This window comes from Arthrobacter sp. JZ12 (assembly GCF_035189165.1).
GTDB lineage: Bacteria > Actinomycetota > Actinomycetes > Actinomycetales > Micrococcaceae > Arthrobacter_D.
In genome coordinates, this window is the sequence record NZ_CP045246.1 from 695,062 (window position 1) to 717,992 (window position 22,931).

Consider the following 22,931-nt stretch of genomic DNA (forward strand, 5'->3'; position numbering starts at 1 on the left):
ACGGGGTGGGGCTTTCAGTGATGTGTCAAGGGTTGACGCGGTCATCGTTGATCGCTTTCGTCAAGAAGTGAGGCAGGACACAAACACTAGGGTGCGGTCGCGATGGAGCCTATTAGCTCAGCGTATGAATTTGAACGACCTGTTCATCCGCGCGGCTAGCTCGTCCCCGTGCCGTGCATGTTCTCCCACGCCTGGAACGCCACCCAGAGCGCTGCAAGGTCAGGTGTCCGGTTCAGGTCCCGGCCGGTTTCCTCGGAAATCCGCTTCAGCCGGTAGGACAGGGTCTGCCGATGGATTCCGAGCTCCGCAGCCGTCTCGTTCCACTTGCGGTCGTTGCGCAAGTAGCAGAACAGCGTCTCTCTCAGCAGGGCGATGCGCGGGGAATCGCTCGCCAATGGGCCCAGTACGCCCGTCACAATCTCCGCCGATTCCCGCTGTGACCGTGTCAGCACCGACAGCGTGCTGCCCTCGAACTCCGTCCACGGGGCATCAGTGTGCTCGGCGGCAGTCAGCACCTTGCCGGCCTCCACCGCCGCGGTCCGGGTATCCACATAGTCGTAGAACACCGACGACACCCCCACCTGCACACCCAACTGCTCCACCAACTCCCGGAACCCAGCCAGCTCCTCTACTGGAACCAGTGCCAGTCCGTGCTCACGCCCGGTCCCAAGCAGCACAGGCATCGCCGCCAGCGCCACCGCACGGCCAACCGCTGCCACCCGGCCACGCGGCAACGCCGCCAGCCGGAACCCGTTCGACGGCACATGCGGCGCCAGGAACTCGCGCGTCTCCTCAGTCGCCGACCCGTTCAGCAGTCCCGCCAGCAATCGCTCCGCCAGCTCACCCCGCCGGTCGGCGGCCGCCAACACCGCATCGGTGGCCACCTCGAGCATCTTGGTCAGGTGGACCAGCAGGAAGCTGCCCACCTCCTCACCCGGGTATTCGGCGACCACAAGCTCAGCCGGATGGTTGCCGCGCAATTGGTACCGCCGTCGTCGTACTTCAGTACTGGCATCCTCGGTGTGTGCCACCGAGGCAAGGGTGATGCCGGTGACCGTATCCACGATGCTCAGCCCTGCCCGCAGGGAGGGCACCACCTCGCGAAGCAGCGAGGTCAGGTCCTTCTCGGCGTAGGTCGCCACGTGGTACAGCTTGCTCAGCTTGAGCACCTGCAGGCTCTCCGTCGACCAGTTGGCCGCCGCCACATGGCGCGCCACCACTGCGTAGGCGGTATTGACGCCGGCCAGCAGGATCGGGAAGTCCCGGCGGTCGGCCTCGGAGAACATTTCGGGGGAGAGCGGCGGCGCGGGATCATGGTCGCCGATCATCAGGCCCGAGAGTCCCGCCTCATCGAGCCGCGCCACGAACGCCGCCTGCTCGGACGGGTCCTTCGGCACGCACAGCCCGATGGTCATCAGCAGCTCATGCGGGCCCAGGTAGATGGTGGGATCCTCCATCTCGCAGCTGTGCGCCCAGAGCAGGTCGCGCCGCAGCCCGCTGCTGCCGGCCAGGACGCGGATGTCCAGGCTCGCGGTGGACACCAGATCCTCCACCCGAAGAACGTCTCTGGTCATGGTGGGATCGTAGACCCGTTCATACTGGAGTAATAGCGGAGTGCGGATTTGTTACTTCAGGCCAATATGGCCTGCGTCACAGTGCACCTAACCTGAATGCAGTCTCGTTCATTCACTCATCAAGGAAGATGGTTATGAGCACCAACACCTACGGCGCCATCGACAACGCGCCAACCTCCAAATTCCACCGCAAACTCCTCATCGCCTGCTGCGGCGGCCCGTTCCTTGACGGCTATGTCCTCAGCCTCATCGGCGTCGCGCTTGTGGGCTTCGCAGCTGACATTACGACGACGCCGGTCGAGGCCGGCCTGATCGGCGCCTCCTCGCTGGTGGGCATCTTCTTCGGCGCGATCGTGTTCGGCGCACTCACCGACCGCATCGGCCGGGAAAAGATGTACGCGCTGGACCTTGCCGTGCTGGTGGTCGCCTGCGGTCTGTCGGCCTTCGTGACCGACGCCTGGCAGTTGATCGTGCTGCGCTTCATCATCGGCCTCGCGGTCGGGGCTGACTACCCGATTGCCACGTCGCTGCTCACCGAGTTCACCCCGAGCAAGCGCCGCGGTTTCATGATCGGCGTCTCCGGCCTGGCCTGGTCCGTCGGTGCGATGACTGCCTTCCTTGTTTCCTTCCTCGTGGTGAACATCTCCGGCGGGTACGAGAACTGGCGCTGGATGCTCTTCAGCGGTGCCGTGGTGGGCATCATTGTGGTCCTCATGCGCCGCGGCATTCCCGAGTCCCCGCGCTGGCTCGCCAACCAGGGCCGCATTGCCGAGGCCGACGCCGTCATGAAGCAGGTCTACGGCCCCGATGCCTCGCTGCCGGCCGACGCCACCTCCGCTGCTGAGACCCGCAGCAGCTTCGCCCAGGATCTCAAGCTCATCATCCGCGGCGGCTACCTGAAGCGAATCATCATGTGCGGTGTCCTGTACTTCGCGCAGATCACCCCGCAGTACGCGCTCTACACCTTCGGCGGCATCATCCTGCTGACTGCGGGCATCGAAGGCACCAACGCCTCCACCCTTGGTGAGCTGCTGATCGCCACCCTGTTTGCCGTCGGCATCATCCCGGCACTGAAGCTCATCGAGTCCTGGGGCCGTCGCCCGATGACCGTCTGGCCGTTCGCCCTCATGACCCTGCCGCTGATGGCACTGGGAATCTGGCAGGACGCACCGTCCTGGTTCATCGTCGGCGCCTTCGCCTTCTACGCCTTCGTCTCCGGTGGCCCGAGCGTGCTGCAGTGGATCTACCCCAACGAACTGTTCCCCACGCAGATCCGTGCCACCGCCGTCGGTATTGCAGTGGGCATCAGCCGCATCGGTGCCGCCAGCGGCACGTACCTGCTGCCCATCGGCATCGCGACCATCGGACTGAGCGGCACCCTGCTCATTGCAGCGGGCATGACCATCGTTGCCCTCATCGTCTGCATCGCCTGGTCGCCGGAGACCAAGGGCCGCAGCCTGGCCGAGACCTCGTCCCTGGCTCCCGCTGCCCCGGTTGCCGCCAAGGAGTACTCCCGATGAGCCGCATCGCAGTGATCGGAGCCGGGTTCGCCGGCCTGACCGCCGCAACCAGCCTGAACGACGCCGGCCACACCGTCACCGTCTTTGAAGCCCGGGACCGGGTAGGCGGACGGGTTTGGTCCGAGGAGATACAGACGTTCGACGGGCCTCGGGTCATTGAACGGGGGGCGGAGTTCGTGCTCGACGCCTACACAGAGATGCAACGCCTCGCCGAGGAGAACGGACTCTCGCTGGTGGAGACCGGCATGAGCTACTACGTCCGCGAACCCGGTGACGTGCCCTTCACCGCCGCCGACATCGTCGAGACCGGCAAGGCCGCGGGCGCCGTCGTCGCGAAGGTTGGCCCTTCCGCAACAGCGGAGGATGTCCTGCAACAGCTCGACGCCGACCCCCAGCTCGTGGACACGCTCCGCGCCCGCATCGAAATCTCCACAGCCGTCGGAGCGGACGAGGTGACCGCCGGGGCGCTCACCCAGGTGGCCTCCTTCGAACCGAAGAAGAGCTGGCGCGTCGGGGGAGGGAACCAGTCCCTGCCCAAGGCGCTCGCCGCCCAGCTCGACGGTGCCATCCGCATGAACACGCCGGTCACCCGGGTGGAATCCCGCGATGGCGGCGGGGCGACGGTCACCACCGCCGACGGCCGGGAGGACTTCGACGCCGTCGTCGTCGCCGTTCCCTTCTCGGTGCTGCGCGACCGCTCGGTAATTGAAATGCCGACCACCGCTGAGCGGGAGCGCGCACTTGACGGTGTGATCCAGGGTCATGCGGTGAAGCTGCACGCTCCGCTGGAGCGGGCTCCCGAGACTTCGGCCGTGATGTCGGTGGCCGGGCGGTACTGGACGTGGACCGCCGTCGATGCCAGCGGCGACGTGGCGCCGGTGCTCAACAGCTTCATGGGCTCACACAAGGCGATCGACGCGGCCGGTGTGGCGCACGACCCCTCGTCCTGGCTCAGCGCAGTACGCGAACTGAGGCCGGACCTGGCGATCGGCGACCCCGCGATTGCCACCGTTTGGTCGCGAGACCCGTACGCGCAGGGCGCCTACACCGCCCACGCCTCCTCGCTGACCGACGCCGACACGGCAGCGCTGGAAGCACCCATCGGCGATGTGCACTTCGCCGGCGAATACGCAGACCCCAACTACACCGGACTCATGGAGGGCGCTATCCGCAGCGGACAGCGCGCAGCCCAGCGCGTCCTTGAATCAATCGAACTCACCTCGGAGGTAGCCAAATGACCACTCGCATCGAACTTTCCAACACCGACTGGCCCGCAGCCGAGGCCATCGCTTCCCACCGCGTCCTCAACGGAGCACCTGAAGCATCCACCTTCGTTACCTCCTCGCTGCCCACTGGCGAGACCGGTCTCTGGCGGGTCAGCGAGGTTGAATTTACGACGGCGCACTCCGGCTACGTGGAGCACATCCACATCATCGAGGGCGAGGGCGAGCTGGTGCACGAAAACGGCGAGGTCACCCCGCTGGCGCCGGGCGTTACGGTTACCATGGAGGACGGCTGGGCCGGCCGTTGGGTCATCCGCAAGCCGCTCGTCAAGGCCTACGCGGTGCTGAACACCGCCTCCGTACCGGCGCCGGTGGCGTGACGGTTTCGACTTCGTGAGGCTTGAAGGCTAGCGCCAGCACTGGGGAGTTCCCGGTGCTGGTGCTGCTGTTTAAGCAGCGCCTTAGGACATCCAGATAACGATGTCCGCCAGGCGCAAGACCGAGAGCTTGCGCCCATCTGCGGTTCTTCTGTCCGCAGCCAGTTCCCTGAGCCAATCCAGATTTTCCTTGATGTCCTCCCAAAGCGCTGCGCGCAAGGCCGCCGGACTTCTCGTGCCATAGAAAGCGTGGACGCGGCTGTCGATGATCGGCACGATGTGCGGTCGGCGACGATGCAGCACTTTGGACACGGTCACTGCCGTCCACCATTTGACTGGAATTGCGGCAGTGTTTGCGGCCGCAAGCGATGCGACGGCGTGCTCTAGATCGGAGAGATTTTCATAGCTCTCGAAAGGTTTCGCGTCTTTGAGCTCGGTGAGTGCCTCGTCCAGTGCCTGCTTAAGGTTCTGTGCAGGCGAATGACCGTCAGCGAACAGGGGGATGACATCTCGAGCGCTCAACTGGAGGCTAAGCAGGTTGGCCATGAGCACGTCAGCGGGCGTCAGAGGTGCATCCACAGGTCCCTGCAGGTCATAAGTGTTGAACGCGTAACCCGAGGATCGAGACATGTACTTGTCCAGTTTTTCCTCTGCGACGCTCTTCAACGAGGCTAAGCCAGCAGTCATGAAGTCCCCCAAATTGTAGTAACCGTTTAGCGTTCGAATGCGGACGGGTACCCATACCGTATCGCGCGATTCTGACCTATTCCCCGCCGTCATCGTAAGCAACGAGTCCATCCTCGTGTCATTGGCTTGATGACCTACCGAACCATTTGGCCAGTGAGCCCTTCAGGCCTGCCTCGGTTCCGTCTCCGGTCCACGCGACGTGGCCGTCCGGGCGGATCAGCACGCCGGTAGGAGCGCTGACCGGACCGATCACCGGGAGGTTCCATTCGCCGTCGTACGTGGCGTCGATCAACTGCACCCTGTCCGCCCACGGGCCCGGCTCTACTGCTCCCGGCCCGCCAGGGTTGAGGAGAACCGGACGAGCGTCGTGAAGCAGGGTGAAGACGCGTCGCGTGCCGTCGGCGGTGAGGATGTCGAGGTCGGGCATGCGGCGGCCTAGCAGTAAGTGGCCCTCGCCGAGGTCGTAGTGGACGTCGAGCCCGGAAATGAGTCCGGCCAGCCGTATTCGGGCTTCGTCAATGGTCAGGAGGTCGGCGACCGTGTCGGCCAGTGCACCAACGCGCGGATCGGACTTCTGCATGAGTGCCTAAGCCATAGTGTGCTTGAGGGCGCGGGCACCGGCAGGGTGCCGCTCGGAGTGATAAGTGCCCAGCAGACTGGCCGGCGCGATACTCCTGATCACCAGTGCGAGCTTCCAGCCCAGATTCACGGCGTCCTAGATCCCGAGCCGATGCCCTGCCCGCCCGATGGCGAGTGAATGTGTGCAGCGTCGCCGGCCAGGATCACGCGGCCACTGCGATATGTGGCGGCCTGGCGCGTGGAGTCCGTGAAGCGCGAGATCCAAGTGGGGGAGTGGACGCCGAAGACGGTGTCGTAGATGTCGGTCAGCGCTTTGGAGAGGTCGGCGAGGGTTGGCTAAGTCGCCGGTCCTGCTCCTCGTCGCATCCCAACCGGGAAACCCGATGCCCACTGCCTTGCGGACAGCGCTTCGTCCACCGTCGGCGCCAACCAGGTACTGTGCGTGCATTTGCTGGCCGTCGTTGAGACGGACGTCGACGCCGTCGTCGTCCTGGGCGAAGCCGGTCACCTCCATTCCGCGATGAACGGACACGCCTCGTTCCTCGATCCAACTGTAGATTCTAGAGATGACATCCGATTGAGAGGAACTGATTTGGGGAAGAGGCTAATACTGGGGGCGGCCGTGCTGGCGCTGGCCCTGAGCGGTTGCGGAGGCCAAGCTGACAACGCGCCAGAAACGTCTGAAGCGCCCGAAAGTGTGGAAACCACTGCGGTCGATGAAGCGCCAGAGGTGCCTGACTTAACGGGGGAGTGGAAGCAGAGCAACTCCAACAGTGAGGACTCCTACCAGCAAGCAACTATCACTGCGGACACGATTACCGTCGAGTGGGTGACTGATGGCGGCGACACGCGGTCCCTCTACTGGGTGGGAAGCTTCGAAGCGCCGCTGGAAGCGGATAAGCCGCACATCTGGACCTCCGAGGGTGATATCGAGGCTATGCAGTCTGCTCTTCTGGCTTCCAGCGAGGAGAGCAAAGAGTTCACCTATGAGAATGGTGAAATCAGCTATGAAGTCAGCGCGCTGGGCACCACCACAACAGTCAGGCTCGAGCAGGAGTAGCGAGCGAGTGGGAAAGCCCCGGTGATGATCTGTCTCGGGGCTTTCCACGTGGGCTCCCACCCGCCGCTGCAGCGCGGTGTTCGTGGGGTTGGAGTATTCGCTGTACAGGAAGGAGTCTCGCAGCGCGGACGCCCTGGCGCAGCGAAACCGAAGCTAGCAGGGTGAGGAGTCTAATCCCCGATGTACTCGCCGGTGATCGGGTCAACTGTCCCGGCTTCTATACCTTCACACTGGGAACGCCCGCCATCTGTCACGGGATCGTAGCGAATGCAGAAGGCCTCGTAGTACGGCATTCCGCCCTCCAACGCGGCTAGGGCTTCCTCGTATGTGAACTTGTCCTCAGGGTTGGGTTCCGGATGTTCGGTCTCCGGCGGACCTGGTTCGCTCTGCGGATCGTCCGCAGGAATCGTTCCAGACCCATCAGGTTGCTGTTCCGTGGGTGCAGGGGAGGCAGAAGCTGTCGGCATCGTCCCGCCCGGCGTCATAGGTACCTCATCCCCAAGTCCCTGAGGTTGAATAGTTATGCCGGTGATGCGTTCAGGAAGCTTCGTTGTTGTAGAAGCCAGCCAGCCCGTCGAGACTTCCAGCTTGGAAGCATTCGTCGCGTTGAGGTACTGATTCTGGAGTGTGGTGGATCGCCTGCTCAGATCGTCACCGACGGTTTCATCAAGGATGGTGCCGTCGGTCAAGGTGTAGCCGTAGGTCCCCTCAACGCCCCCGAGAGCATCCGTATAGTGTGGGCCCCAGTCGGCGACGTGATACACGGACAGATCCTGGAACTCGTACGCCGTCCCGTTCTCGTCATAGATAGTGACGAGGTAGACCGACACCTCCTCGGTGCCTTTCCGGTTATCGATATGTACTTTCGCGTAGCTAACCGGTTCGACCTTCAAATCCGTCCGCAATTGTTCGATGTCGTCTGGGCCAGCGGCTGGCAATTCGACCGTGAGCGTCGCCCCAAAAGAGGTAGTGGCAGTGAACGTCTGATTGAGTTCGTATGTCGCGGGAGTTTGCTCCGCCGTGGGCGATGCTGTGGAGGACGCTGCGACAGTGGGTAAGGGCTCCTTACTGGGACTCATCGAGCAGCCGAGGAGCCCGAGCGCAGTAGCTACGGCGACAGTAGTGAGGCTGATCATGTGGCGCATCGAAGTTTCCCCCAGACTCGACAATGGGAATCCTTACGCTAGCCGCATTCAGGCTTACGGGGAATGGGAACGCACGATCGGCGCTTGGCCGATGTTGGTTTGCGCCGCCTAGAGCCTCCCGCGCTCGCCGACCAGAATGTCCGCCGCGTCCAACCCATCAGCTACGCGTCGTCGTTCGATCCGTCGCTGCACGCTCGGTGACGGGATCCGCGCCCCCTTGGAACGGTTGCACCTGCTGCACGCCGCAACAAAGTTCTGCAGCGTGGTCGACCCGCCCTTGGACCACGGATAGAAGTGGTCACCGTGCTCCGCAGGACGGGAACAGCGGCGTGCACCCACACCAAACTCGCACCGCCCGTCCGCACGAGCCATTCCTTCGCGGCGCTGCTGGCGAGTGAAGCGCCGGACTGGATCGCGGCGTCGTGCATCCCGTGAGGTGATGACCGCGGCAGTAAGGCCCAGCGCCAGCAGGACCGCGGCCGGCGCGATAGCAGCGTCCAGCACCGGCTGGAAAATCGACATGAGAACGTCCGCAGCTCCCGAGGGCCCGGCTGCAACCTGCGCCGGAGCAGCGGGCCCGCGCAGTAGGGGAGTAATGATCGACCATCCGAGCCACAGAACTGCAGCGGAGTAGCCCAGCTTTAGAAGCTGCCTCGACCAGTAGATACGGCCCAGTTCACTCATCGCCTGACACCATGCATCCGCATTACCTTCCCCCATTTCGGCACTCAGCAATTAGAGCATTGCGTGGGCACCGTGCCCTACTTGGGCGTCGACGTCGGACCCGTCAAGAACTGCACCATCAACAGTGAAGGCCCGCCACCTTCCAAGGTGACGGGCCTTCGCTGAGCGGAGTCGGCATCCGCCGGTCAGCTGTTCTTAGCTGTTTTATCTGCTGTTTCGCTGCTTGAGGCGTTCGAGCAGACGGTGTTCAGCATCCTCACCCGGAGCAATCCCCGATGGAATGCGGAAGAGCAGGAACACTCCAAGCACCCACCAGAGACCGAAGAGAATCCACGGGGGCGGGGTGAGCGCGGCCGGCATTCCGGGAAGGTAGAGGCTGAGCAGGCCGACGCACAGGACCGCCGCGGCGACGCCAATGATCATGCCGCCGTTGCCCGCACCGCCAACACGAAGCGGGCGATCCATCTGGGGTTCGCGGCGGCGCAAGATCACGAACACGATCGATACCAGGATGTAGGCGATGACAATGCTCGGAGCGCCGGAATCCACCAGCCAGACGAGCATCGACTCGCCGAAGAACGGTGCAAGGAAGGACAGCACGCCGATGAACAGCAGGGCATTGGCCGGGGTGCGGTACTTCGGGTGCAGCCGGCCGAACCAGGCCGGCAGCATGCCTGAGCGCGCCATCGAGAACATGAGCCGCGAGGCGCCCAGAAGCAGCGAGTTCCACGAGGTGAGGATGCCGGCGATTCCACCAGCGATCAGCACCTTCGCCATCAGATCGGTGCCAAACAGCGCTCCCATGGCATCGGCAGTTGCTATGTCAGCCTGGGCAATGTCTCCGGCGGGCATCGAGGAGGCGGTAGTGAGTACGGTCATGGCGTACCAGATCGTTGCCAGGATGACGGCAATGACAACCAGCTTGCCGATCTGCCTTGCCGGGATGTTGACTTCCTCGGATGACTGAGGGATCACGTCAAATCCGACGAACAGGAACGGAACCACAACCAGGACCGCGAAGTAGCCGTTCAAGCCGCCCGTGAAGAAGGGCTCCATGTTGGCGGCAGATCCCCCGGTGAAGGAGCCGAGTACAAGCATGAGGCCGATGACGAGAAGGAAAACCACCACGAAGGTCTGGGCGGCACCGGCGAGCTTGACCCCAAGGATATTGATCCCGGTGATGACCACTGCAGCTATCGCGCCGACCAGCGCCCACGTCAGGTGTACCTGATAGCCCGCCACTTCCCACAGCGGAATCTGGCTGAGGTTCGGAAAGAGGTACTGGGCCGTCCGGGGCAGGGCAACCGCCTCGAAGGCGACGATCGTTACGTATCCGCCGGTGATTGCCCAGGAGCCAATGAAGGACCAGCGAGGACCCATTCCTCGGAGAAGGAAGTTGTGCTCGCCGCCTGCCTTGGGCATCGCCGCGGTCAACTCAGCGTAGGTCAGCCCCACCACGCCCATGATCACACCACCGGTGATCATGGCCAGGACCGCGCCCATGGTGCCGGCCGACGCTATCCAGCCACCGGTTAGGACAACCCAGCCGAAGCCGATCATGGCCCCGAAACCAAGAGCCAGGGCATCCCAGTTTCCGAGGACCTTGAGAAGGGAAGTGTCCGGCTCTTGCGCCGCTTGTGAATGTTGCATAGATCCTCGCTTAGTGCGCCGTGCTTCCGGCAGATTGAGATTCAGGCGTCCCCACACACCCAATGTGAAGCGCGCCACGCCGTCGTTTAACCTAGACGCACTTCCGCAGCAGTCGCATTGTGCGTCGGCACGGTTGGACGCGTCAATACTAAAACGGTCGTCCATCGTTTTTGAGTGTGACCGACCCGGGTTTGCAGCCCATGAGGCCTGAACTAGCGTCGCGGGAACTGACACCAAAACAACGACGACGGCGCTTGCCTGGGTGGCGAGCGCCGTCGTCGTTCTTGTGCTTAGCTCCGGAAGGAGTGTCCGCTAGCTGCGCGCGGATTCCCTCTCGCGGTTGTCCCTTTCCGGGCCGGACGGCTTGTAGGTCTCCCAGAAGGTGGCGCCGGTGATGTTCAGCGGACGCGGATCGAAGACCGGGTCGAGGCCCAGCTTTCGCTGACGCTCGTAGTCCTTCAGCGCCTTGAACGCCGGCTGCTGCAGGATCAGGATGCCCACGATGTTCAGCCACGCCATGAGGCCTACGCCGATGTCGCCCATCAGCCAGGCGTCGGCGGCGGTGTTCACGCAGCCGTAGGCGACGGCGATGAGGATGGCCACCTGCAGGGCCACGGTGGTGACCCGCCCGAGGCTGGCGTTCAGGCCGGGGATCAGGCGGTTCGATGCCTTGCCCAGCAGGAACCGAAGGTTGGTTTCGGCCATGTAGTAGTAGGCGATGATCGTGGTCAGGCAGAAGAAGATCAGCGTGATCGCGATGAAGGAGGCGCCGACGCCGGGGAATACGGAGTCGAAGCCGGTCTGCACATACTGCGGTCCGACGGCGGCGGTGGCGGAGAGCAGGCCGCCCTCGGCGAGGACATCGCCGTCCTCGGTGCCGCCGGAGAAGACGCGGTACGCACCGGTGGACAGGATCAGGAAGCCGGTGGCCGAGCACACGAACAGGGTGTCAACGTATACGGCGAAGGCCTGGACCAGGCCCTGCTTGGCCGGGTGCGATACCTCGGCTGCCGCAGCGGCGTGGGGGCCGGTGCCCTGGCCGGCTTCATTGGAGTAGACGCCGCGCTTGACGCCCCACATGACGGCCATGCCGACAATCGCGCCGAGAGCCGAGTCCATGCCGAACGCGCTGCGGAAGACGAGTGAGAACATTTCCGGCAGCTGGGCCGCGTTGATGAAGACCACGATCAGGGCAAGGACGATGTAGCCCAGGGCCATGAACGGCACTACGAACGAGGCGACATTGGCGATGCGCTTCACACCGCCGATGATCACGAGCGCGAGAAGAATCACGGAGCCGACGGCGACAACCCACGCGGGGAGGGTCCACGCGCCGTCGATGGCGGTCGCCATGGAGTTGGCCTGAACCCCCGGCAGCAGGAGGCCGCAGGCCAGGACGGTCACGGCGGCGAAGACGTAGCCGTAGCCCTTGAAGAATGCGGCACCCTTGGTGTGCGCCAGTGCACGGGAGAAATAGTAGGCAGGGCCGCCGCGGTACTCGCCGGTCAGCGGATCCTTGGTCTTGTACATCTGGCCGAGGGTCGATTCGATGAACGACGTCGACGCGCCCAGGAAGGCCATCATCCACATCCAGAACAGGGCGCCCGGTCCGCCGAAGGCGATCGCGGTGGCGACGCCGGCGACGTTGCCGGTGCCAACACGGCCGGACAGGGACATCGCAAGGGCCTGGAACGAGGAGACGCCGGAAGCCGACTTCTCACCGTGAACCAGCTGCTGAAGCATTCCCTTGACGTGCCGAACCTGCAGGAAGCGGGAACGGATAGAGAAGTAAACGCCGGAGGCAAGGCAGAGATAAACCAGCCAGTCGCTCCAGATCACGCCATTGATGGCAGATAAAGCACCGCTCATAAGTGGTTTCCCTTCAGGAGAGCGCGGGTAGCACGCTCGGTGCCGCCGTCGTCGGTGGACAAAGCGGCAGGCACGATACCAAAACCTGTGAAGCTTCTCACATCCTGTCGCGATTGGTCCATTTGGCAGGTGGCGTCCGCCGTCGTGGCAGGGTGCAGCGGTGTAAAGTCGGGTTCGAGTATGCCGTCCCGCCCATTGTTCCCGTGGCGGGCCGTGCCCAGCAGCAGGGCGGCCGCCACGCAGCACGCTACCAACGGTATTTGGGCTCCGGGATCGCCGTCCGACATAGAAGATCGGATCCCATGACCAGAACCGCACGTCACTCATCACCACGGGCGCGGCAGACGCCTCCCAGGCTCGCCAAGGGAGCCATGCGCATCGTAGCGCTCGGCGGCCTGGAGGAGATCGGGCGCAACATGACCGTCTTCGAGTTCGGCGGCAAGCTCCTCATCGTGGACTGCGGCGTGCTCTTTCCCGAGGAACACCACCCGGGTGTGGACCTGATCCTGCCGGACTTCTCCTACCTGCGGGACCGGTTGGACGACATCGTTGGGCTGGTCCTGACCCACGGACACGAAGATCACATCGGTGCGGTGCCGTACCTGCTCCGCGAGCGGGCTGACATCCCGATCATCTCGGCGAAGCTGACCCTCGCCTTCATCAAGACCAAGCTGCAGGAACACCGCATCACCGCCAAGACAGTGCAGGTCAAGGAGGGGGACCGGAAGAAGTTCGGGCCGTTTGACCTTGAGTTCCTGGCGGTGAACCACTCGATTCCGGACGGTCTGGCCGTAGCCATCAGGACCGGCGCCGGGCTCGTCCTGGCCACCGGTGACTTCAAGATGGACCAGTTCCCGCTCGACGGCCGAATCACCGACCTTGCAGGTTTCGCCCGCCTCGGTGAGGAGGGCGTGGACCTCTTCCTGCCGGACTCCACCAACGCGGACGTCCCCGGCTTCCAAATCTCGGAACAGGACCTGAACCCGGCTATCGATGAAGTCTTCCGCACCGCTCCGCGCCGGATCATCGTGTCCAGCTTTGCCAGCCACATTCACCGCATCCAGCAGGTGATCGACGCCGCCCACCTGTACGGACGGAAGGTCGCCTTCGTTGGCCGGTCGATGGTGCGGAACATGAAGACCGCCCGCGAGCTCGGATACCTGAACGTGCCGCGCGGCCTGCTCGTGGACTTCAAGGAGCTGGACAAGATGGCTCCCACCAAGGCCGTCCTGATCTGCACCGGGTCGCAGGGCGAACCCATGGCTGCCCTTGCGCGTATGGCCAGCAAGGACCACATGATCGACCTGACCGAGGGTGACACGGTGCTGCTGGCCAGCTCCCTCATCCCGGGCAATGAGACCTCCATCTACCGGCTTATCAACGACCTGACCAAGCTCGGCGCCAACGTGGTGCACAAGGGCAACGCGAAGGTCCACGTGTCTGGGCACGCCAGCGCCGGCGAACTTGTCTACTGCTACAACCTCGTGCGCCCCCGCAACGTGATGCCGGTACACGGCGAGCACCGCCACCTCAAGGCCAACGCCGAGCTGGCCGTCCGGACCGGCGTGAACCCCAAGCAGGCGCTAATCGTCGAAGACGGCACCACGGTGGACCTCAAGGACGGCGTAGCCAGGGTCTCCGGCAAGATTCCGGCGGACTACGTGTACGTGGAGAACATGGTTGCCGGAGCCGCCACCGAGGAGTCCCTGCAGGACCGTATCCGCCTGGCCGAGGACGGTGCGCTCACCGTACTAGCCATCGTCGACCCGGATACCGGGAATCTTGAGGAAGACCCGGAGTTCTTCCCTGTTGGATTCACACTGTCCGATGCCGAGCATGACAAGGCGATCGACGTCGTCGAAAAGGCACTGCACAGCCTCAAGCGGGAGAAGACCGGCCCGGAAGCGGAGCAGGCCATTGTCGAAGCGCTGCTCCGCTGGTCGGACCGGGCGCTGCGGCGCAAGCCGGTCATCACCGTCATCATCGTCGACGCCTGAGCCAGCCACCACCCAACCGCGCGCGAGAAAGAGGCACCATGGCCATCACGGACTTCGAACGCTACCCGCTCACCTTCGGCCCGAGCCCGGTGCACCATCTGCCGCGGCTCACCAAGCACCTCGGCGGTGCCCAACTCTGGGCCAAGCGGGAGGACGTCAATTCCGGCCTGGCGTTTGGCGGGAACAAGACACGCAAGCTCGAGTACATCGTGCCGGACATCCTCGCGCAGGGAGCCGACACACTCGTGTCTATCGGCGGGTACCAGTCGAACCACACCCGGCAGGTCGCTGCGCTGGCCGCGAAGCTGGGACTCAAGGCGCTGCTGGTGCAGGAGAACTGGGTGGACTGGCCGGACCCGCTCACCGACCGAGTGGGCAACATCCTGCTCTCCCGGTTGATGGGCGCCGACGTGCGACTCGACGCCGCCGGCTTCGACATCGGCATCCGAGATTCCTGGCAGAACGCCATCGCCGAGGTGGAGGCAGCCGGTGGCAAGCCGTACGCCATTCCCGCGGGAGCATCCGAGCACAAGTTCGGCGGGCTCGGCTTTGCCAACTGGGCCTACGAGGTGCAGGAGCAGGAGAAGGAACTCGGCGTCTTCTTCGACACCATCGTGGTGTGCACGGTGACGGGCTCCACCCACGCCGGCATGATCGCCGGCTTTGCTGCGCTTGAGGACGCGGGCGGACGACGGCGGCGCGTCCTGGGGATTGATGCCTCGGCGACATTGGACAAGACCCGCGACCAGGTTGCGCGGATAGCCCGCAATACGGCCAACCTCATCGGCTTGGAGCGGGACCTGCGCGACGACGAAATCACCGTCCTCGAGGGCTGGGCCGGCGACCTCTACGGCATCCCGGTCGACTCAACCCTTGAGGCGATGCGCCTGAGCGCCTCGCTCGAAGCGATGATCACCGACCCCGTGTATGAGGGAAAGTCGATGGCGGGCATGATCGACCTGGTCACCAGCCGGGAGATCCCCGCTGACAGCAACGTGCTTTACGCCCACCTCGGCGGCCAGTTGGCTCTCAACGCGTACAGCGGCCTGTTCCGGGGCTAGGCCTCTGCCTTCATGAACTGGTCGCGTGCGAAGGACTGGCTGATCGGTGCTGTCGGGATGCTTGTCCTCCTGATGCTTGCGGCCCTGATCTTCTGGTTCGCGGCTACGAACCCGGCCTCCGGTGGTGAGGCCGGGCCTACGCCGTCGCCGACGGCGGACGCCGACCCCGCGCCGTCTGGCACTGAACCTCCCGCCGACTTAGGCGAGGACCAGACCTGGTTCGCCGACGTCGTGCTCGACGCCGGGACAGTGGTAGCGGAGGGCTCGATGCTTCGCGATGTGTCCGCCGTCGGGCAGGGAGTGGTGACCGGACCGGACGGTCTTGTGGCGGAGCAGCTCACAGTCGACGCGACGGTTCCCTTCGACGTTATTGCGGAGGAGTTGGGCGGCGGCTCCGAGGTCAGCGCGGCCGAGAGCGGACAGGCCCGCGTAGTGCGCAGCGTCGAGGTCCTGGGGCGCGAGCTGCGGGTCGAGGCTACCGGCACCGTCGAGGCGGAGGGAGGCAGGCTGGTCGTTGAGCCGCGTTCGATCGACTTCGGTGGGCCGGATTTTCTCTCCAACGCGACGGCCGCGGTCGTGCGTCAGTTCGTGACCATCGAGCACACGATTGAGGGGCTGCCCGAAGGCTTAGTGCTGCGAGATGTTGCGGTGCAGGAGGACGGATTCCGGGCGAACCTGCGGGGCGAGGACGTGACCCTCGCGCAGTTACCCGGGAGGCTGCGCCTCCTTCGTGCCATCGGAGTTCGCAGAAACCACGCCGATTCTCAAGGCAATACTGCGCCGAACCTGCGAATTCACCGCATCCGCTACCTCGATACTGAATGCATCGCAAGCACTTTTTGTATCTGGGGGTAACTGTGTTCACGGGAATTTCTGCCAAGGCGAAGCTCTGTTCAGCCATACTGGGCGTCGGACTGCTGGCTCTCACTGGTTGTGGAGGTGCCGGCTCCACAGCTGTCGCTGATATCAACGCGGTGAGCTCTAGCGCCGCTGCCAGCCCGAGTGCCAGCCCAACACCTGCGCCGAGCCCAACCCCTACCCCCTCGCCAACCCCTGAGGTCACCGTGACCGAAGAGTGGGTCGAGTCGGCCATTCCGTTCGACTCGGTTCGGCAGGACGACCCGAACGCAGAGGTCGGAACCGAAGCATTGCTCGTCGCCGGAGCTGCCGGCGTGAAGGCAACCCGTTTTGAAGTGACGATCACGGACGGCGTAGAGACCGGTCGAGTTGCCGTTGGCGAAGAAGTACGCGTTGCGCCGGTCAACGAGGTAATCGGCGTCGGTTCCAAGCCGGTTCCGGTTGCACCGCCGCCGCCTCCGGTTCAGGCGGCAGTGCCCGCGGGCAACTGCGATCCCAACTATGCCGGCGGTTGCGTGCCGGTCGATAGCGACGTGGATTGCGCAGGCGGAAGCGGCAACGGACCGTCCTACGCGCAGGGTCCGGTGACTGTGGTCGGCTCCGACATCTACGGTCTCGACTCCGATGGTGACGGACAGGGCTGCGAGGGCTGACCTGACGGGCTGATCGACGGCGCCCTCTCGGCAGGCGTCCTCTCGACAGGGTTCGCAGCGAGGAACAGAATCGTCGTGTGACTCTTTCGCCCCGGGAGACGGTCCTCGAGTTCGTGCGTGCCTACCGCGAGCAGGACCGGAACCTGGCGCTGTCCCTGCTGGCCGACAACTTCACCTTCACCAGCCCGCAGGACGACCACCTGGACAAGGACACCTGGCTGGCCCGGTGCTTCCCCACGGCTGACCACTTCGACGCCCCGGCCACCACCCTGCAGATTGTGGAGGCCGACGGCGTGGTGCTGCACCGCTACCAGTACGACGTCGACGGCCGCACCTACCGCAACGTCGAGGCAACCCGCGTGCAGGACGGGCTCGTCTGCCAGGTGGAGGTGTACTTCGGCGGGGCCGTCTAGCGAAGAGGGCGGGGTCCGCCGTCGTCGTCCCAGAAATTCCCAAGCCCCGGCTGGCTAGAGTGATGCAACTACTCTTTCCCAGGAGTCCGCCATGGCATCGATCTTCGTCTGTTCCTGCCCCGCGGCCGGGCACGTCATTCCGATGCTCGCCGTCACCGCCGGCCTGATCAGCCGTGGCCATACCGTCCGCTTCCTGACCGGCGAGGCCTACGCCGACCGCGTCCGGGCCACCGGCGCCACCTACCTCCCGCTCCCGCCCGAGGCCGACTTCGACGAAATGGATCCCAACGCAGCTTTCCCTGAGCGGGAAGGCCTCAAGGGCATCGACGGCATCCGCTTCGACCTGCGGAACATCTTCCTGCGGCCCGCCAAGTTGCAGTACGACGCCGTTCAGCGGGCCATCGCTGAAGCACCCGTCGATGTGGTCATTTCCGAGCCGCTGTTCATCGGTGTGTCCCTCCTGCTGAACACGCCGCGCGAGAAGCGACCCGCCGTCGTCGTCTGCGGCATTGTGCCGCTCAGCCTCGCCAGCCGCGATACCGCACCGTTCGGTCTCGGCATTCCACCGATGCGTGGACCCGTCGGCCGGCTCCGCAACCGTGCGATGGGCGTCATGGCGGAGAAGGTGCTCTTCGGGCCGGTGCAGAAGTACGCGGACGAGGTGGCGCTCGGCGTCACCGGCAGCAGCTTTCCGGGCTTCTTCATGGACTGGCCGCGCCGCGCGGACGTCATGGTCCAGTTCTCCGTATCCGAGTTTGAGTACCCGCGCTCCGATCTCCCCGACAACGTCCACTTTGTCGGCCCGGTCTCGCAGGGCGGCGGCAGGAACGCGGTCGACGTCGACCTGCCGGACTGGTGGGGCGACCTCGACAGCGGCCGCCCGGTTGTCCACGTCACGCAGGGCACCGTGGCCAACCGCGACTACGACGACCTCATCCGCCCCACCATCGACGGTCTCGCGAACGACGACGTCCTCGTCGTGGTCACCACCGGCGGTCGTCCCACCGACACCCTTCCGGGACCGTTCCCCCCGAACGTGCGCGTCTCCTCCTATCTCCCGTACGACCAGCTCCTGCCCAAGACCAGCGTCTTCGTCACCAACGGCGGGTATGGGGGAGTGCAGTTCGCGCTGCGGCACGGCATCCCGCTGGTGGTCGCCGGTCAGACGGAGGAGAAGGTTGAAGTGTCGGCGCGGGTTGCGTGGTCAGGCGTCGGAATCAACCTGCGCACCAACCGCGCCAAGCCCGACGACGTCGCGAAGGCCGTGCGCAAGATCCTCACCGATCCGTCCTACCGGCGGCACGCGCAGCGCATCGGGAAGGCCATCCAGGAGTCGCGCGGTGTTGATGCGCTGGTGGACCTGGTGGAGGGGCTGATGGCCGGTTCCCGCTGACTTACCTTCTATCGGTGTGAAGTTTCGCCCGCTGGCCTAGACTCGTGCAAGACGCAGTGATTCCATCACGAGTTCAGGCAAAGGGGCCAGACAATGAGTGTCTTCCGCACCAAATCCATCGAACAGTCCATCCGTGACACCGAGGAGCCGGGACACAAGCTCAAAAAGAACCTGGGCGCTCTGGATCTCATAGTCTTCGGCGTCGGCGTCTGCATCGGTGCGGGAATCTTCGTGCTCACAGGCCAGGCGGCCGGCGCGAACGCGGGCCCCGCCGTCGCGCTTTCCTTCCTTATTGCCGGTGTGGTGGCCGGGCTCAGTGCCATCTGCTACGCGGAGTTGGCCTCCACGGTCCCGGTCGCGGGCAGCGCCTATACGTTCTCCTTCGCGACGCTGGGTGAGCTGGTGGCGTTCATCATCGGGTGGGACCTCGTGCTGGAGTTCACGGTTGGGTCGGCGGCCCTTGCGACGTCGTTCAGCCAGTACCTCGGCGTGGTCCTGGAGGGCACTCCTTTCGCGATTCCCGAGGCGATTGCCTCCGTGGATACCGGCGTCATGAACCTGCCGGCCGGGCTGCTCATCCTGGGTCTGACCGTTGTGCTGATGACCGGCATCAAACTGTCCAGCCGCATCAACCAGGTGGTCACAGCGATCAAGGTGTCCGTGGTGCTGCTGGTGATCATCGTGGGTCTGTTCTTCATCAATGTGGCGAACTGGAGCCCGTTCATCCCACCGAGCGAGGGAACCGCGCCGTCGGAGGCGGGTGCGCTCGACATCCCGCTCGTGGAGACGATCTTCGGCCTCGAACCGACCGTGTACGGCCTGGGCGGTGTGTTCGCCGCTGCGGCGCTGGTGTTCTTCGCGTTCATCGGGTTCGACGTCGTCGCCACCACCGCGGAGGAAACCCGCAACCCGCAGCGCGACCTGCCCATCGGCATCCTCGGATCCCTTGCGATCGTCACCGTGCTGTACATGGCGGTGTCGCTGATCATCACCGGCATACGGCCGTATTCGGACATTGACCCGGCCGACGGCGCTCCGCTGGCTACCGCCTTCGACGCCGTGGGCGTCAACTGGATGGGCAATGTGGTGGCGATCGGTGCTTGCATCGGCCTGATTGTGGTGGCCATGATCCTGCTGCTGGGCCAGACCCGCGTGGGCTTCGCGATGAGCCGCGACCGGTTGCTCCCGCCGGCGCTGGGCGCAGTGCATCCCCGCTTCGGAACGCCCTACCGGTTCACCCTGGTGGCTGGGATCATCATCGCGATCATCGCCACGTTTGTGCCGCTGTCCACCCTCGCTGAACTGGTGAACATCGGCACACTGTTTGCGTTCATGCTGGTGGCGCTCGGTGTGATCATCCTGCGGCGCACCCGCCCTGACCTGAAGCGGTCCTTCCGAGTGCCGTTTGTGCCGGTGCTGCCGATCATCGCGATCGCCCTGTGCTTCTTCCTGATGCTGAACCTCACGGGCGGAACCTGGCTGCGGTTCTTCGTGTGGATGGCGATCGGTATTGCGGTGTACTTCCTGTACTCACGGAAGCGCAGCATCATGGTGACCGGCGGGCCGGGCTACAGCGAGCGGATGCCCGAGCAGCAGCGGCAGACCGACGTCGGACTCGGCGGTGCGGGAATCGCACCGAAGGAGGACGAGCGGTAGGTCGGGCGCGCTACTCGCCGCCGTCCGCGCCGTCGAAAGAGCCGACGTCGGGAAGACCGGGGGAGTTGTCTCCCGCCGGATCGACGGCGACGCCCACAAAGGTGGCACCGGCAGCTCCGCCGGCAATTAGGGCGGTGGCGTCGCGGTAGCGGGGGGTGTCGTCGTCGACATCAAAAGAGCCGGCGTCTGTGAGGGGTGACCGTTCATCCGTCGGCTCGGCCGGGATACGGCCCGCTGCGTCGGCAGGTGAGCCGGGAACTACCTCAACCCGGATGGGAACGTTCTTGCCGTCGTCGCGCGCTGCCATGCTGACTCCCGTGCGGTGGAAAGTGTGTACTTTGATCGTCCTCGGATCGACGGATGTGTCAACGGGGTCATGCCCACACACAGAACGACGGCCGCACCCGGGCTGGGTGCCGCCGTCGTTCCTTCCGATGGTTGAGGGCTACTACTTGCCGTTCCCAGGCTTCGTCGAGGCCTCCGTGAAGGCCTGGATGGTTCCGGTGTATGGGGTCACTGCGTTGACCCGGCCGACGACGCCGACCGTCCAGGTGCCCGGTTCCGGATAGGTCACCAGCACCTCCCGCTCGGTAATCGGCGCGGCGAGCAGCCCGGCCGAAGCACCCACTTCGTTGCCCTGCGGGTCGTAAAGGTGCAGGTAGATGTTCTCGGCCGGGTTATTCCATGCGATCTGGGTGTGGAGTGCATCCATGCCCTCGGTGACCTCGATCTTGTGGTAGCGCCAGAAAGCATCATCAATCTCGGAGACCCCTGTGTCCACCGCGTAGCCGCCGGGCAGGACCGTTCCGCTGATCGGCTGCTCCTCACCGATCGGCTCGAAGCCGTTGACTGACAGGGAAGACTTGCAGGTGGTCCTGCCCTTCTCCGCCATGGCGACAGCGGCCTGGGCATCCAGCATGCCGGCACCTACTTCGAAGGAAGCGTAGCCGGGCATCTCAGCTGCGGAGCACTCGAGGATGCTGATGACATTCGCCGGAGTCAGCGCCGGGTTGGCCTCCAGCATGAGGGCGACCACGCCGGAGACGTGCGGCGTTGCCATGCTCGTCCCGCTCGCCCGGGTATAGAACGGGTTCTCAGTGATAACACCCGAGGACATTTGCGCCCCAGTGAGCGCCCGGGCTGCTCCAATGTCTACGCCGGGAGCAGTGAGGGTGGGGCGGTAGAGACCTTCGCTCGAGTTACGGTTCTGGTTCCCGTCGGGACGACCGGTCGAGGAGAAGCTCGCGAGGGTGAAGTCCTTATTCGCGGCTGCTACTGACACCACGTAGGGGGAGACAGAGTTGCGTCCCATCGTGTTGGGGCTGCCCGAGTTGCCGGCTGCGAAGACGGTGACGACGCCGGCGTCGTAAGCGGCCTTCGTGGCAATGTTGACGGGATCTTCGGGGTCGTAATCGCTGCCTCCGCCACCGCCCCAGCTGTTGGAGACCACACGCACGTTATGTTCGTCGCCTTCGGTCAGGATCCAGTCGTAGGACTGGATTGCCCACCAGGCCAGTACATTGGCCGAACCGAGTTTGAAGCTGATGATGTCCGAGGCGGGAGCAACGCCTCGAAACTTCCCTTCACTGGCGGCGCCGGTGCCGCCGATGGTGCCCGAGACATGCGTGCCGTGGCCGTGGTCGTCAGCAGTGGTGGGGTTATCCACGAACGCGACATTGGTATCGCTCAGCGGGTCTCCGACCACAGCGAAGTTCTTGATGACCTTGTTGCCGTGTGTGAGGTCTGGATGGGTGGCGTCGACGCCGGTGTCGGTGACGGCAACGGTCACTCCCGTTCCGTCGTAGGTGCCTCGTAGGCCCTCGCCTGCCCAAACGTCGTCTGCGTTGATCATGCCGATGCTGTCTTCGAGGTAGAGATCGTCCGTGGCGTTCTCCCAGATGCTGCGGGTCGTACCCCACGAGGCGATGTCCCGAATCTGGTCCGCCGTAAGCGTGGCCAGTCCCATGGAGAGCGTCCGTGTGGTCTGGACCTGCGGATCTAGGGCTTTCAACGCATCGAGGCCCGACCGGTCGTCGAACGTCACGATGACTTGCATGGAATCGTCGGCAGAGGAAAGAAACTCCTGTACCGAGGCGGAGAGGGTAGCGCCCTCAAGCTCGGGGATAGTCGAGGCTTCCGCCGGTGTGAAGGTTGTACCGAGAAGACCGACGAGTGCAAGGCTGAGAGTAAGCCTCTTTGTCATTTTCATGACCGCGAACCTAACAGCCGTCATACAAAACGTTTACAGTGATCGCTAAAACTCATGCACTTTGGCACGGGGATCTACCGAATCGTTCGTGCAGGCAATATGATTCGCAGCTCCGGACGACGTTCGACTCACGTGCATTCCGGTGCCGGAGTGCTAAGACCGGCGTTCGGGGCAGCAGTGAGCAGTTCGCAGTCGTACGCCACAAAGGTGTCCGCCTCAAGACGGAGTGCAGTGGCCCAGTGGATGGCGTCGGCACTTCGCGGGTTCTTCATCCAGCGAGCCTGATTCCGGTTCCTCGACGATCAGCTTCAAGGCTGCGGAGG

General features: G+C 64.3%; 23 protein-coding genes and 1 pseudogene. 11 read left to right on the top strand and 13 right to left on the bottom strand.

Features of this window, described 5'->3' with window-relative positions; translation table 11 throughout:
• Positions 1-155: 155 nt before the first annotated feature.
• On the bottom strand, positions 156-1,574 hold the full coding sequence (locus tag GC088_RS03340) for a PucR family transcriptional regulator (RefSeq protein ID WP_323960498.1): 1,419 nt from the start codon (positions 1,572-1,574) through the stop codon (positions 156-158).
• Between the two features lie 134 nt (positions 1,575-1,708).
• On the opposite strand from GC088_RS03340, the gene GC088_RS03345 reads away from it, so the two are divergent.
• Genes GC088_RS03345 through GC088_RS03355 form a run of 3 tightly spaced genes read left to right on the top strand, consistent with a single transcriptional unit; the run spans position 1,709 to position 4,697 of the window.
• Positions 1,709-3,094: an MFS transporter gene (locus tag GC088_RS03345; RefSeq protein WP_323960500.1), complete on the top strand. Its 1,386-nt coding sequence runs from the start codon at positions 1,709-1,711 to the stop codon at positions 3,092-3,094.
• Positions 3,091-4,332: a flavin monoamine oxidase family protein gene (locus GC088_RS03350; RefSeq protein WP_323960502.1), complete on the top strand. Its 1,242-nt coding sequence runs from the start codon at positions 3,091-3,093 to the stop codon at positions 4,330-4,332. Before GC088_RS03345 ends, GC088_RS03350 begins: the two co-directional genes overlap by 4 nt.
• Positions 4,329-4,697 carry a cupin domain-containing protein gene (locus tag GC088_RS03355; RefSeq protein ID WP_323960504.1) on the top strand — a complete coding sequence of 123 codons (369 nt, stop codon included), beginning with the start codon at positions 4,329-4,331 and terminating at the stop codon, positions 4,695-4,697. Before GC088_RS03350 ends, GC088_RS03355 begins: the two co-directional genes overlap by 4 nt.
• An 81-nt stretch (positions 4,698-4,778) precedes the next feature.
• On the opposite strand, the gene GC088_RS03360 is transcribed toward GC088_RS03355, so the two are convergent.
• The 5 genes and pseudogenes from GC088_RS03360 to GC088_RS03380 all read right to left on the bottom strand — a co-directional run.
• A complete protein-coding gene (locus tag GC088_RS03360; protein ID WP_323960505.1) occupies positions 4,779-5,360 on the bottom strand; it encodes a DUF6308 family protein in 582 nt (193 codons plus the stop codon).
• 139 nt (positions 5,361-5,499) lie between these two features.
• The gene (locus GC088_RS03365) at positions 5,500-5,961 is read right to left on the bottom strand and encodes an aromatic-ring hydroxylase C-terminal domain-containing protein (RefSeq protein WP_323960506.1); all 462 of its coding nucleotides are present in this window, start codon (positions 5,959-5,961) and stop codon (positions 5,500-5,502) included.
• Positions 5,962-5,967: 6 nt separating this feature from the next.
• Positions 5,968-6,090 carry an FAD-dependent monooxygenase gene (locus GC088_RS03370; RefSeq protein ID WP_323960508.1) on the bottom strand — a complete coding sequence of 41 codons (123 nt, stop codon included), beginning with the start codon at positions 6,088-6,090 and terminating at the stop codon, positions 5,968-5,970.
• The gene (locus GC088_RS03375; RefSeq protein WP_323961895.1) at positions 6,087-6,269 is read right to left on the bottom strand and encodes an FAD-dependent monooxygenase; all 183 of its coding nucleotides are present in this window, start codon (positions 6,267-6,269) and stop codon (positions 6,087-6,089) included. Before GC088_RS03375 ends, GC088_RS03370 begins: the two co-directional genes overlap by 4 nt.
• 67 nt (positions 6,270-6,336) lie before the next feature.
• A pseudogene (locus GC088_RS03380) lies at positions 6,337-6,492 on the bottom strand (FAD-dependent monooxygenase); the annotation flags it as partial.
• Between GC088_RS03380 and GC088_RS03385 the strand changes: the two are divergent.
• Positions 6,481-7,020, top strand: coding sequence for a hypothetical protein (locus GC088_RS03385; RefSeq protein WP_323960510.1), 540 nt, complete (start codon positions 6,481-6,483; stop codon positions 7,018-7,020). The pseudogene GC088_RS03380 and the gene GC088_RS03385 sit on opposite strands and share 12 nt — an antisense overlap.
• Positions 7,021-7,190: 170 nt before the next feature.
• On the opposite strand, the gene GC088_RS03390 is transcribed toward GC088_RS03385, so the two are convergent.
• From GC088_RS03390 to GC088_RS03405, 4 genes are all read right to left on the bottom strand, one after another.
• Positions 7,191-8,165, bottom strand: a complete 975-nt coding sequence (locus GC088_RS03390) for a hypothetical protein (RefSeq protein WP_323960512.1) — start codon at positions 8,163-8,165, stop codon at positions 7,191-7,193.
• A 108-nt stretch (positions 8,166-8,273) separates the two neighbouring features.
• Positions 8,274-8,849: an HNH endonuclease gene (locus tag GC088_RS03395; RefSeq protein WP_323960514.1), complete on the bottom strand. Its 576-nt coding sequence runs from the start codon at positions 8,847-8,849 to the stop codon at positions 8,274-8,276.
• A 204-nt stretch (positions 8,850-9,053) separates the two neighbouring features.
• Positions 9,054-10,499, bottom strand: coding sequence for an APC family permease (locus GC088_RS03400; protein WP_323960516.1), 1,446 nt, complete (start codon positions 10,497-10,499; stop codon positions 9,054-9,056).
• A 312-nt stretch (positions 10,500-10,811) separates the two neighbouring features.
• Positions 10,812-12,368 carry an alanine/glycine:cation symporter family protein gene (locus tag GC088_RS03405; RefSeq protein ID WP_323960518.1) on the bottom strand — a complete coding sequence of 519 codons (1,557 nt, stop codon included), beginning with the start codon at positions 12,366-12,368 and terminating at the stop codon, positions 10,812-10,814.
• A gap of 371 nt (positions 12,369-12,739) precedes the next feature.
• Between GC088_RS03405 and GC088_RS03410 the strand changes: the two genes are divergently transcribed.
• The 7 genes from GC088_RS03410 to GC088_RS03440 all read left to right on the top strand — a co-directional run bounded on the left by GC088_RS03410 (position 12,740) and on the right by GC088_RS03440 (position 20,399).
• Complete coding sequence (locus GC088_RS03410) at positions 12,740-14,365, top strand: ribonuclease J (RefSeq protein WP_323961896.1); 1,626 nt, start codon at positions 12,740-12,742, stop codon at positions 14,363-14,365.
• Positions 14,366-14,403: 38 nt separating this feature from the next.
• Positions 14,404-15,426 carry a 1-aminocyclopropane-1-carboxylate deaminase gene (locus GC088_RS03415; RefSeq protein ID WP_323960520.1) on the top strand — a complete coding sequence of 341 codons (1,023 nt, stop codon included), beginning with the start codon at positions 14,404-14,406 and terminating at the stop codon, positions 15,424-15,426.
• Positions 15,427-15,438: 12 nt separating this feature from the next.
• Positions 15,439-16,281, top strand: a complete 843-nt coding sequence (locus tag GC088_RS03420) for an LmeA family phospholipid-binding protein (RefSeq protein WP_323960521.1) — start codon at positions 15,439-15,441, stop codon at positions 16,279-16,281.
• Positions 16,282-16,490: 209 nt separating this feature from the next.
• A complete protein-coding gene (locus tag GC088_RS03425; RefSeq protein WP_323960522.1) occupies positions 16,491-16,937 on the top strand; it encodes a G5 domain-containing protein in 447 nt (148 codons plus the stop codon).
• A 77-nt stretch (positions 16,938-17,014) separates the two neighbouring features.
• Positions 17,015-17,350, top strand: coding sequence for a nuclear transport factor 2 family protein (locus GC088_RS03430; RefSeq protein WP_323960523.1), 336 nt, complete (start codon positions 17,015-17,017; stop codon positions 17,348-17,350).
• Between the two features lie 91 nt (positions 17,351-17,441).
• Positions 17,442-18,743, top strand: a complete 1,302-nt coding sequence (locus GC088_RS03435) for a glycosyltransferase (protein WP_323960524.1) — start codon at positions 17,442-17,444, stop codon at positions 18,741-18,743.
• 93 nt (positions 18,744-18,836) lie between these two features.
• Positions 18,837-20,399 carry an amino acid permease gene (locus tag GC088_RS03440; RefSeq protein WP_323960525.1) on the top strand — a complete coding sequence of 521 codons (1,563 nt, stop codon included), beginning with the start codon at positions 18,837-18,839 and terminating at the stop codon, positions 20,397-20,399.
• Between the two features lie 10 nt (positions 20,400-20,409).
• Here the strand turns inward: GC088_RS03440 and GC088_RS03445 are convergent, their stop codons facing one another.
• From GC088_RS03445 to GC088_RS03455, 3 genes are all read right to left on the bottom strand, one after another.
• Positions 20,410-20,706: a hypothetical protein gene (locus tag GC088_RS03445; RefSeq protein WP_323960527.1), complete on the bottom strand. Its 297-nt coding sequence runs from the start codon at positions 20,704-20,706 to the stop codon at positions 20,410-20,412.
• A gap of 141 nt (positions 20,707-20,847) precedes the next feature.
• A complete protein-coding gene (locus GC088_RS03450) occupies positions 20,848-22,608 on the bottom strand; it encodes a S8 family serine peptidase (RefSeq protein WP_323960529.1) in 1,761 nt (586 codons plus the stop codon).
• A 128-nt stretch (positions 22,609-22,736) separates the two neighbouring features.
• Positions 22,737-22,880 (bottom strand): PIN domain-containing protein, encoded by a 144-nt coding sequence (locus tag GC088_RS03455; RefSeq protein ID WP_323960531.1) that lies wholly within the window; start codon positions 22,878-22,880, stop codon positions 22,737-22,739.
• Positions 22,881-22,931: the final 51 nt, after the last annotated feature.